Origin of the sequence: Bacillus sp. FSL K6-1338 (assembly GCF_038006965.1) — a bacterium.
GTDB lineage: Bacteria > Bacillota > Bacilli > Bacillales > Bacillaceae_G > Bacillus_A > Bacillus_A thuringiensis_S.
Genome location: NZ_JBBOWI010000002.1, coordinates 189,665 through 201,282, shown reverse-complemented (window position 1 = coordinate 201,282; position 11,618 = coordinate 189,665). Strand labels below are relative to the sequence as shown.

Genomic DNA, 11,618 nt, shown 5'->3' with positions numbered 1-11,618 from the left:
TTTCATTACTACTGTTTTATGACTCTGTATAAAGTTACTCGGCTTATATGTTTCATTTCACTAAATTCATCGACTATTATTTTACTTTCATCTTGATTGCATAGTGTAATTTCTTATGTATATCGTTGTAACGTTTTGGACAACCCTTGTATCCCCTCCACTGCATCGCTAATGCCCTTTCTTCTTTACCCTTCTATACTCAATAAAAGTATTTTTTGAGTATACTGATATTCACATATAAAAACACTATGTCAAAAGGTTTAACACAGTGTTTTATTATTGATATTCAACATTATAAAGTTATGTAGAACTATATCTATTCTGATTCCTTATCTTCTGTCGAAGCTGCAACTTCATTAGATGCTGCAAATTCTACATTAACCATTGGCACATTACCTAATTCAAGAAAAATTTCATAAAGTTTATTTTTATATTCTAGTAACAACTTTTCTTGTTCATTGCCTTCCATGACACTTTTCTGTTCCGCCAAACCATCCCCAACTTCTTTAACCACATAAACTCCAGAATTATTTATTTTTACTTCACACATCTCAGGTCTCGTTTTAAAATCAATAACCAAGTCAATGAATTTATTACTAGATATATGGTCTAACCTCATTGAAGCCATGGAAAAATAAAAACCTTGGTCTAGTGTACTTTTTACAAACCTATTTTCATTTAGATTATCACCATCTAAAACAGCAGAATTAATTCCTGCTAGTTGGTCTGCATCTATTTTTTGCTCTGTTGAATCTCTTTTAACTTTTAACTTTTTTATCTCAACCAATTCCCAAGGGTTATCAATAGCTCTGAAAAATCTTTCAAATAACTCTATTCTATTGGATTTTTTTAACTTATTTAAAGAAATCTCTTGAAACTCGAATTTAATATCTTCATCATTATCAGTAATATATTTTATCAATTCCTTAACTTTTTTATAATCACTGACTGCCTGCATATTAAAATCCAAGCTACAATTCGCACCATGTGTATTCAACTTAATTTCAACTTCACGTGTAGTACTATCCAATAAATCAATCATGCTTGGTTTGTATTCGTCATAAGTTAGTAAAACATTCGTAGTACCATCTGCATTTTTTAAAACTCTTAATCTTGTATTATCTTCTCGATTAATATAGGAATTTCCGAATAGTTCTAAAGCTGATTGCAGGCTATCTAAATGCTCCTTTGGAAATAAAATTCTACCTGACCTTTTATAATTTTGTTCTACATCCATTCTCGCCTTTAAATCGGCATAATCTTTCTGATTGAAGTAGTAATCCCCCCCGATTTTAGCTAAATCCTCCTTTTTATTACAAATAGCTAAAACCCCTCTCATCTTTAAAAAATCCTTAGTATCTTTTGTTGAAAGATGCTCTTGCATAACTTTTCTAATACTATATTTTTTAGGATAATTTTTAATCAATTCATACCCCCTCCTTAACACTATACTTTTCTGGCACTTTCTTTAATTCATCCATATACTTAATTTTAATCTTCAGTTTTGATTCATTAAGTTCAAAATAGCTCCTTTTATTGCGAACAAATTCTTCAATAGCCTCTCTAAATCCTATTTGCTCTCCATGAAAATGAATATGAATTTCTTTTGCAGCTTCAAATTGAAAATCTTGCAATAATTGATACATAAACTCCAATTCCTTTTTAGTTGGCTCCGCAAAAAAGAATACATGATTTATGTCAATTGTTGTGATAACATCACCTGCTTCTACCCTTTTTCGGCTTTTAGCAAAAATGTAGCTAGAATACAACTGAATTAAATTTAAATAACCTTTTTGCGTGCCCATACTTTTTCCTCTTCTATAAAAGTCACTAGGGTAAAAGAAATTAAATTCCTCACAATCTCTTTCTAATTTTTCTTTATAATCTATTAACGATGACCACCTTAAAATCTCATGATTTGTTGCAACATATAATGTAATAGGTTTCTTTTTTTGCGGTAATTTTATTTGAGATAAATATTCAATTACTTTATCATGGTTATATTTATCTATCTCATCGCACCAAATCATAAGTAATCCTGTATTGACGCCTTCACATCCTAATTCATGTAGTTTATGAGAATAATCCGCACATTCAACGGTCATATAAAGCTGTTTTACAAATGATTCAATATTGGATTTATTAATGCCAGACCAAATTCTTTTCTTTGATTCAACAATAATATTTAAATTTTCATTTAGATATGGATCATGGTATGTAAAAAGCGAATCTACTCCGTGGTCATTTCTTCTTTCTCCATCTTTTGTTCCATGAAGACTTTTCTTTTCGCAAGAAATATCAAAATTAGAGCATCCTACCTGCCTCCAACCTAATTCTGTTAATAACCTTATAGTTTGTGTTGTCCATCTTTCCCCTTCAAATTGTTGTTGCTCTGACATAAAATACACCTCATATTAATTTCAAATTATTAATTCTCTCTTTTATATCTTCAATAAACACTTTATCTATAACTTGAAAATTAAATTTAATTATCCCATCTTCAAGATTGGTATCTAGCTCAACAAACTCATCGTCTTTAGAAAAAACCTTAACTTTTAGTCTCGAGACTTTTGCACCTAGATTTTCAACTAAATATAAAGCGTCATTATTACTTGTTGTACTCAAAGTGGCAATAGGTATATATTTATTAAGAACTCTAATATCGTTAAATGAAACTTCCGTTATTTCAGTTTTACACTCTGAAAAATTCTTATAAAAATTCTCAAATTCAAATCCATTTGATTTAACCTGAAAAAGTTCTTCATCCTGTAAAATTTTATTTATAAACTTAATTACACTGGGTTTCCCCCAGACGATTAGCGTTCCATTCTCTAAATTCAATCTTAATTCTGCATTCATAATTTTAGGGGTTTCTTCTGAGATGATTTTATTGTTTTCTTTATCAAAAGAAAAATCAAATGTATTTATAACCCTATAGTAATTAATAGCAATGACTTCTTCTGAACTCTCAAGTGAATGGTAGCCCTCTGTACTATTTCTTCTCTGTAAAAGTTCCTCAAAATACTCTCGCACTTTATCTGTATCATTAACTACTATTTTGTTCACATAAACAAACGGTTCTAAATTCAGCATTTTCTATCTCCCCCCTTAAAATTAGAATGTAAGTTTTATTTTAACAAATAAACAAAAAAACTCTTGTCGAACTCAGTCGAAAAATAGCAAGATTTTCAAACATTCTATTAACAATTCTAAAAATAATTTTATGAATTAATTTCACTCGGTATTCTCTCTTTCAGAGATTTTTATGACAATCATTAATCCGACTGCAAACTAATCTATCTATTATTAGTTTGCACTTATCTGAGACGATAATCTTTCGTTCATTTCATTAATAGTTAGTTCAATATTATCAGTACGGTTAAGATAAAAGATAGGTACACCACTCATATTAACAGCGTTTATCACTTTATAATAAAGTGAGTGATTAAGATAAGTCGTTTTTATAAAAACGGCATCCATTTTATTTAAAAAACTCAAATTTCTACACTTTTCGTCTACATCAATAAATACAAAACTACTAATACCCTTCTTTATCTTATTTTGCCAATCTGGATGACCACCAACTATTGCACATTTTTTACTATTAAGATATCGAAGTCTATCTTCATATCCTTCTTCAATATGTAAATTTCTACGCTGAAGATTTTCTTCTTTATTTTCCAAATCAAATAGCAACTCACGTAATGCTAAAAGTTCCGTAGAATTTTGTTTCACTTCTTGAAGCTGCTGCTCATGCCTTTTTATTTTCCTTTTTAATGCTTCATTCTCTTCTCTTAATAATTTATTTTCTTCTTCTATAACTTGTTGTTTAGCCTGAGTTTCCGCCTTCTTTGTCGCAAGTTGTTCCGTCTGAAGTAATAGTTCATTCTTAATACTAGATAACTCTTCATAATATTCCTCTTTTATATCTTCCAAATATTTATTTTTTGTATATTCATATTCTTTAGATATAGCCCAAATATTTAAGAAAGAGAATATAATAATATCCTTATGTTTATCATCTCTAATGCTAAATTCCTTTTTAAAAAAAGTATATGTCGCAAATAAACGAATCAAGTCTTCCTTAGAAAATACTATATTCATTTTCAAATCTTTATAATTAATTCCCATATACTGCACCCATGCAGAAATCATAGAATGAAATTTCATTTTACCTTGTCTCGCCACTTTATAATCAAAATCCGCTTGTTCTATATCCTGGGAATGCAGTTTCTTAAAAATTCGTTTCTCTTTGTCAGTTAGATAACCAATTATATCTTCTAAAACGTGATTTTTTTGTTTAAACGCAATTTCATATTCATTAAAAAGTTTAACGATTTCTTCATTTTTATAACATTCTTCTACATCAGAAATGGCTTCCGTAATTGTGATAGGAAATTTCATAGAATCTCCTCCAACCATCTCTTCCAAATCTATTTTTAACATTGAATTTATTACAAGTTCTTTATTTTGCCTAATAGTACTATACATTACCACTGAAATATAACTCATATAATGCATTTGTGAAAAAGTATAGCTATCTTCATAAGTATTCTTAGCAAAATTCTTTCTATATTTATCATTTAAAAACTCATGAAGAATAACACTATCTTTTTTTTGCAAAACATAATTATATGCCAATCTATAACCTTTTTTCATAAGTTTTATAATATTCGTATCATCCTCGTTATCAATTGCCCATTGTAACATTCCTACCACTTTTTTTATTCTTTCTTGATTTGAAACAGTATAACCATTATGTAACTTAGGAATATAGAATTTACTTCTACGATATGCTTCATAATATTCCTGCTCTCTTTCATCATAACAACTATCAATTAAATCATGAGTATGCTTAACGGTTCCTAGTGCAATTATTAAAAAAGGTACTACATCGTAATCCTTTAACAAGCTCATGGATAATACAGTAAAGTTTACAGAATTATTCATATTTCCAACCCCTTTTACCAATTTATATAAATGTTTATATCCATTTTCTTCAATCCCATGAAATCTTCTCAATCCATACTTTCTTATACATATTATAATTCTCTTTAGGAATACGGAAATATATTTCTGTATTTACTATTTATTCAACCTCCTTGATAAGCATCACTCAATTTAATCCATAGTAGGTGAAACCAAAATTTGCAATCCTCTTTTTTCACCGTAATCCCACATCTTTATCCAAGGATATGTTCCTTCTGGTAGAATAAATAATCTTTCTTCCAATGGCTTAATGGGTGCTTCATCCCCTTTGCAACCATGAATAAATGTAGCAGGATGAATATATACTACTCTTCCTGTGTCATTGTAATATTTAAATCCTTCCTTCTCACTTTACATATTATTACATAAGTAAATTATAGCACGTTAGGGGATAATAATTATGTACACCGTTTCCATTTAACCACCCTCATCCATACTCCCTTCAAATAAAACAAGAATAGTAGTGAATGCACATGAATTATCGATAAAAATTAAAATCAGATTGGTTTGCTATAAAAAATCTTTATTTTGTTAAGTTTTAGCGATAACGTTTTTGCTGTTTAAAGTATGTTATTTGTATGCCAATAATAAAATATTACAGGTTTGGGTACGGTGTGCCTCATCTACAAACATGTTATAATGGAAGTGTATTACACAACTACACAAAATAAAAAGCAAAGGTATTGCAGTACCCTTGCTTTCGGTAAATATTTTGTGAAGTTAGTTTTACCATTAACTTTATTTAATCTTTTTTATTAGCCACTTTTTTTACGATTGCAGTCGTTGAAGAAGTGGCTTTTAATTGTATTAGTGTAAAGTGATTCTATTGCCTTTTTCCCCACACCGAAAGAAATTCCTTTTAGAAAAGACCATACTAATTCTTCCATTTTCTCATCTCCTTTCTATCAATTTAATTTCTTTGATAAAAAAGGAAAAAACTAACTTCATTTATTAATTTATCATATCATGAAAAACTGTAAATTTAATAATCCTAATTAATAAAAAACATTTCTATATTAATTAAAATATTTTAATGCAAACTGATTTTTTATTAAATGCATATTAGGTGTTTTTTCATTGATATGATTAGGGTTTCATTGCTAGTTATTTATACTTTCCTAGTTTAGATTTGTAGGATTTTTATTGTTTTGTAATAGATGCCCCAACACCATGTAAACCACCAAAAATGTCCGTCAACGCCGAACTTACCGCCATTGTGAAGGGATAATAGATCTCATTTACTCATTAAATCTAATTAATCTTTTACAACCATTGGTTCATGCGCTTAATGTAGTGCTGCTAGAAAATACAACGATGGGGCGTTTCTTCTTACAAACGTTATTCGCAGTAGCAGAACTGGAGCGTAATTTAATCATAGAGCGTCCGCAGGAAGGTAAGGCAATCACTAAGCAGCGTGACGACTTTCGAGAAGGTAGACCGAACAAGTACACACCGAAACAAATAGAGCATACGTTAGAATTACTAGAAACGCATTTATATACGCAACTAGGGCAATTGACGGGTATCAAGTATGAGTACATTGATTCGAGCAAAGAGAAAGCTGCAATAATAATGACAAGGAGAAATATCCATGGGTTATATAATTCCTAGCAAAGGTGTAATATTCTAATCAACAGAAATAGGACGGAAAAAACATGTGATATCTCAGACAGCTTTAGGCCAATTGTTTTACTCACATCATAGCGTTTGACAAATAAGAAAGCCCTGCTAAGATGTGCAAGGCTTTTTCTCATATAAAAGCTTTATGCAAAAGATGTAACATGATACCAACATGGCACGGACTAACTATATTCATTGAATCGTAGGACAGTGACAGACAGGCACATACTAACAAGTAGGAGCATAACATGACAAGGACAGGCAAGACAACGAGAGAAAGGCAAGCACATGCATAATAAGTATATAGAAGGTACGGGAGTGTATAGACAGTATTAACGGAACAACACAAGACAAGGTATGTTGATGACATGGATATGATATGTGCATGCCATCACTATTCCCCTTGTCTCTTCTTGTGCTGTATCAATTTGATGCAGGTTTCTCTAGTTGAATAAAATTCCAATTTGATACTATGTGTCATACATATAACTCTAGAACCTCTCGAGACTCCTGTAGAGGTTCTAGAGTTATATCTGTACAACAAACATATTAATCTAAAGTAGAGTTGTAACATCTTGTAATGAATAGCCTTAAAAGCCATTGAAACGCCCTATACTCTCAAATCTCTCCGCAAGTTCTCGAACTTTTTCGTCAAACTATTCAAGGTAATTGTCGCGCAAAACAAACCACTACATCGAACCACCCCCAATGAAAAACAAAGACAAACGTCACACAACTAAATTTATGTGACCGAAAAGGTGGCGGATAGTTTACAATAATTGACCAACAAGCCGATACCACGAGCAAGCATACACTCCCAAATTTTGCCCTGATTTTGATTTTGAGTTCCCACTTCTCACCATTCCCAATAGGTTAACTTTCTGTGGTAATATATAATTATATTATATTTACTATGCGACTAGTCACCTAGTAAATTGGAAAATGTTATATATATACTAGATAAACTAAGTATACAGACACTACGTTAGTAGTTATTAATCAACACAAAAAGTTAACTTATTATGATTTGTGACAGCAAACTTTTAGTAACCCCCAATAAATGGAGAAACCTGCTCGCAACACTCTAATAGATTAAAAACCCCTTTCTATCCTCTCATTAAATTTAACAAATGATTACATACTAAAATTCCTCTTCTTCATTTCAAGAGCTATTTTGAACTTCGACAACCCTAATCACTTTGTGATATATTGAGCAAACAAACAGCGCTGATTGTAAATTTTCAAAATAGAGTATGGAGAGATTTTAAATGGAAAAAAAGGGAGAACACGTATACTTACCTAATGAGATTTTTATAGAATTTACAAAACATTTCAATAGTATTAAACCGTTCAGCTTCGCTTACTGCTACTATACATATCTGAATTTTCTATATAAATATTGTTGGTATTTAAAAGATGACAATACAATCATCACACAGGGTGAGATGAAATCATTTCTTGGCTACAGTTCGATTAACAAAACAGTGGATAAAATCATTAAAGATGGAGGATTACTTGAACAGTTAGGGTATATTAAAACAATCACTGATTATCCTATGAACCCAATATACTACGAAGAAACAGGTTTTGTTGAAGGATTTAAAATGGCTAGTGACATACGTGAAATGGTTCATAGAAAAGAACTTGTACCATATAGAGGAGTTAGGGTTAAGATGCCACTACTCTAATAGAACGCAGCAAAGTTATTCCTGATAATGAAGATAAAAGAGAATATGACGGTACACTTTACAATGTATCTGATACTTTCAACATAGAATTTGAAGTATTCAAAAGTATTATTCAAAACTCAAAACTAGGATGCAATGGCTTTTTGATTTACAGCATCTTGAAGAGTCTATGTGGAACGAAAAAGAAGTTCAGGATACCTCAGGATGAGTTAGCTGCTATTTACAAGATACGTCAAAACACAATTCAAGAATATCTTCGACTATTAGAAGATGAGAATTATATATATGTTAAAAGGAAAATGGAAAACGGTAAATATCTAACAAATACATATCATATATTAAGGTAGCTATGCTGCCTTTTTTTATTTGTCACGATTTTAAATATGTACCATTTTTGGAACAATATATATTACATTAGTAATTATGAGCGACCACAAAAATAATACATATTAAGATTTGTAAGAACTAACTTGTTATAACAAGTTCTAGATAAGGGTATATGAAGACTCTAGCCAAGACCTCTCAACGACCACCCTAATACACTTCAGATACTGATATGGAGAAGATACTAGTAAACTGACATTTTTGCACCCCACTACAAACAACTTCATGTAGGGCTAGTATAGACCTCTGACAGAGTATTGAGAAGTTGCTAGTCAACTTTTTTAACAGGTTAACTTTCCGTGGTAATATATAATTATATTATATAAGTGAGCTACGATTCCCTTATATTTAATATATGAAGACTAATAGAAACTAGTAATAATTATTTATTAATGACCACAAAAAGTTAACCTATTAAGGTTTGCAACAAAATTTCGGCAAAGAATCTCCCTTTAGTTATTGCCTATAAAACTACAAATCTTAACTATGTGCATTTTAAAATACATTAACAATTCCACAAGTATATTTTTCACTTTCCTTATAAATTACCCCTTCATTACCCTTCAAAATAGCTCTGTATAAAGGGGATATTTTTCATTTATTTCATATTCCGAAAAGTACTTTTATAGACGTTTGCTCTATATAGTTTATAATGGAGGAATTTTTATAACTATTATTTACTTAACATTGCTGTTCTTCTTTAAAAATATCCTTTTATAGAAATTAGAAAGGTAATCCACTTTCTCTATGATATTTCCCTTTATAAGCCAAATGTCCATCAATATAAACCGACAAAATATACTGATGATGTCCATTCTTAAAATTAAGTTTTAAACTGTTCCCAGGATTAAAGTTTGGGTCTCTCCATACTTTTACTTCTCCAGTATCTGTTTTTTCAAACTCACAACAAAAATCATACTCTGCATGCCGATTTTCACCCTTGTTAAATTCAAAAACTATACACTGTTCCGATAGCGTTACTTTATCTATGTAAAACCATTTTCTAAAAAAAAGATGCAGGCTTGGTTTGACTAAAACTTTATAGGAATCAATAGTATTCGCACTGAAATCATTATATACATTTATCAATGTCTCTTTTTCCGCCTGACTCCTGCAAACAACATACTTTAAATCATTTAAATCACACTCATTTGGAATGATAACTTCAGCATGTCGATTAAAAGTAATTTGGTCTTCATAATGCCATTGGTCATGGTAAACATTTTGAAATGGCATTCCCCTGAAATCTTCACTTTTACAATAAACGTCAGGATTTCTCGCTAAATTTCCATATGTAAAATAAGAATCTGTTCTTGATAACATAGCTAATGAATCAAATAGGAAAAAAACAGGCACAGGGCAATGTGCATTTAAATGTTCTTTTTGATTAACACTCTTAAACCCTTCATTATGAAATTGAGTCGGTGTTCTAGGCCTAAAATAAAATCTTACATATTGTTTCCGCTTCTCTTCAGTTATTGCTATAACATCTCTACTAGCATTATCCGTAACCATCAAGCCTTCAGATAATGCCTTTTGTCTAGAACAAAGGCGTTTCTGTTTTAATATTTCCACTGCATTATTGATATTAGTAAAATGAAAAATATAATTTGTCCACCATTTTCTAGAACCAATCCAATCACTTTTAGCCATTTCTGTAAACACTTCTGAAAATATATGTGAGTTTAACTTATTCTTCATATCATAAGTTCCCCTTGTTGTGACCCACTTTCATAAACGGGTACTAATCTAATTCCCATTTCAAAAATATCGCCTGATTTTCTGATGCCATGTGCAACTTCTAGTGGCCTAATATATGGCAATCCATTAAGTAAATTAAATACTAAATTAGTCTGTGAAACTAAATGACTTGGAATTGACTTACTTGTACATATCCCCACATTTCTTAAATAATCCCAGATATCATTCAGTTGTTCTTTAGTAATTTCCTCAATCTTCCCAGCTAAAATAAACTGTATACAAGTTTGTTCATCTCTTTCTAAGATTTTAAGTTCGTATGTTTTCCCTTTAGAAAAGAGTATTTTTTCGCTCTCAATTAGATTCACTATATCTTCCCAAACTTCATAAAAGCTTAAGGAATTAGGTTGAGAATGTAACCAATTTTTAATCTCTTTTACATTTAAATGTTCCTTCTTTGCAGTCTTTAATTCTGCTGGTGGTAAATGAATATAAATATCAATCGGAAGGTCTTTTAAATATTTTTCCATTAAAGGCTTTACTTCACTCTCCCAATTGAGGCCACCATTCCCACACCCTAGTGGTGGAAACGCTATAGAATCAATCCCTTTTTCCTCATATGATTTCACAAATTTTTGCAAACCAGCTTCAATATATTCTATTTTTGAAGGACTTCTCCAATGTTTTTTTGTAGGAAAATTCAAAATCCACTTATTAGGCGTTTTATATATCCACAACTTTCCTACTGTTAATAACTCTTTCTCACAAAGTACTTGATATTCTTTAAACATATCTGGATATACTTCTTTAAAAGTCTTAGCAATCCCCTTCCCCATAACACCAACTGTATTTATAGTATTAACAAGCACATGGGCAGGACTTTGAAATAAATCCATTTTCACATAAGTAATCATACATATCACCTTTAGTAAATTCTTTATTTTAATATATATTCTATCATTGTATACTCTTTACTTAAACACTTCTTAAATCATCTTTTTACTAATAATATATAAATTATTTGCAAAGAAATTTCTTTTTATTTAACATTTCTCTCTTCTACATTCTCTCAATTATTTACCCACTAAACGTGAAATACTATATAACATATTAAATAAAAGGTCCAATGGCATTATCATTGAACCTTTTAACTATCCTCATACCAAAATTTGAATGCTTTCTATATAATATCCTCTTTTACAATAACCTGATTGGTATTCACCTAAAATATATAAAATA

General features: G+C 30.4%; 8 protein-coding genes and 1 pseudogene. 2 read left to right on the top strand and 7 right to left on the bottom strand.

Annotated elements, in window-relative coordinates; all coding sequences use genetic code 11:
- Positions 1 to 316: 316 nt before the first annotated feature.
- The 5 genes from NZ044_RS28030 to NZ044_RS28010 form a co-directional block, all read right to left on the bottom strand.
- Complete coding sequence (locus tag NZ044_RS28030; RefSeq protein WP_340950113.1) at positions 317 to 1,426, bottom strand: hypothetical protein; 1,110 nt, start codon at positions 1,424 to 1,426, stop codon at positions 317 to 319.
- 1 nt (position 1,427) lies between these two features.
- Positions 1,428 to 2,399 (bottom strand): hypothetical protein, encoded by a 972-nt coding sequence (locus tag NZ044_RS28025; RefSeq protein WP_322371737.1) that lies wholly within the window; start codon positions 2,397 to 2,399, stop codon positions 1,428 to 1,430.
- 10 nt (positions 2,400 to 2,409) lie between these two features.
- Entirely contained in the window at positions 2,410 to 3,093 is a 684-nt protein-coding gene (locus NZ044_RS28020) for a hypothetical protein (protein WP_340950112.1), read from the bottom strand.
- A 213-nt stretch (positions 3,094 to 3,306) separates the two neighbouring features.
- Positions 3,307 to 4,950: a hypothetical protein gene (locus NZ044_RS28015; RefSeq protein ID WP_340950111.1), complete on the bottom strand. Its 1,644-nt coding sequence runs from the start codon at positions 4,948 to 4,950 to the stop codon at positions 3,307 to 3,309.
- A gap of 794 nt (positions 4,951 to 5,744) precedes the next feature.
- Positions 5,745 to 5,876, bottom strand: a complete 132-nt coding sequence (locus NZ044_RS28010) for a hypothetical protein (protein WP_340950110.1) — start codon at positions 5,874 to 5,876, stop codon at positions 5,745 to 5,747.
- Between the two features lie 388 nt (positions 5,877 to 6,264).
- Here NZ044_RS28010 and NZ044_RS28005 point away from each other — a divergent pair.
- Both NZ044_RS28005 and NZ044_RS28000 read left to right on the top strand, forming a co-directional pair.
- Positions 6,265 to 6,559 (top strand): annotated as a pseudogene (locus NZ044_RS28005) (recombinase family protein); the annotation flags it as partial.
- A 1,318-nt stretch (positions 6,560 to 7,877) separates the two neighbouring features.
- Positions 7,878 to 8,297, top strand: a complete 420-nt coding sequence (locus tag NZ044_RS28000; protein ID WP_340950109.1) for a hypothetical protein — start codon at positions 7,878 to 7,880, stop codon at positions 8,295 to 8,297.
- 1,107 nt (positions 8,298 to 9,404) lie between these two features.
- On the opposite strand, the gene NZ044_RS27995 is transcribed toward NZ044_RS28000, so the two are convergent.
- Both NZ044_RS27995 and NZ044_RS27990 read right to left on the bottom strand, forming a co-directional pair.
- Positions 9,405 to 10,382, bottom strand: coding sequence for a DarT ssDNA thymidine ADP-ribosyltransferase family protein (locus NZ044_RS27995; protein WP_340950108.1), 978 nt, complete (start codon positions 10,380 to 10,382; stop codon positions 9,405 to 9,407).
- Positions 10,379 to 11,293: a macro domain-containing protein gene (locus tag NZ044_RS27990; RefSeq protein ID WP_340950107.1), complete on the bottom strand. Its 915-nt coding sequence runs from the start codon at positions 11,291 to 11,293 to the stop codon at positions 10,379 to 10,381. Before NZ044_RS27990 ends, NZ044_RS27995 begins: the two co-directional genes overlap by 4 nt.
- Between the last annotated feature and the right edge of the window lie 325 nt (positions 11,294 to 11,618).

Coding starts and splice junctions, on each gene's coding strand:
- NZ044_RS27995 (WP_340950108.1), bottom strand. CDS start 10,382: ATGAAGAATAAGTTAAACTCACATATATTTTCAGAAGTGTTTACAGAA.
- NZ044_RS28025 (WP_322371737.1), bottom strand. CDS start 2,399: ATGTCAGAGCAACAACAATTTGAAGGGGAAAGATGGACAACACAAACT.
- NZ044_RS27990 (WP_340950107.1), bottom strand. CDS start 11,293: ATGATTACTTATGTGAAAATGGATTTATTTCAAAGTCCTGCCCATGTG.
- NZ044_RS28010 (WP_340950110.1), bottom strand. CDS start 5,876: ATGGAAGAATTAGTATGGTCTTTTCTAAAAGGAATTTCTTTCGGTGTG.
- NZ044_RS28020 (WP_340950112.1), bottom strand. CDS start 3,093: ATGCTGAATTTAGAACCGTTTGTTTATGTGAACAAAATAGTAGTTAAT.
- NZ044_RS28000 (WP_340950109.1), top strand. CDS start 7,878: ATGGAAAAAAAGGGAGAACACGTATACTTACCTAATGAGATTTTTATA.
- NZ044_RS28015 (WP_340950111.1), bottom strand. CDS start 4,950: ATGAATAATTCTGTAAACTTTACTGTATTATCCATGAGCTTGTTAAAG.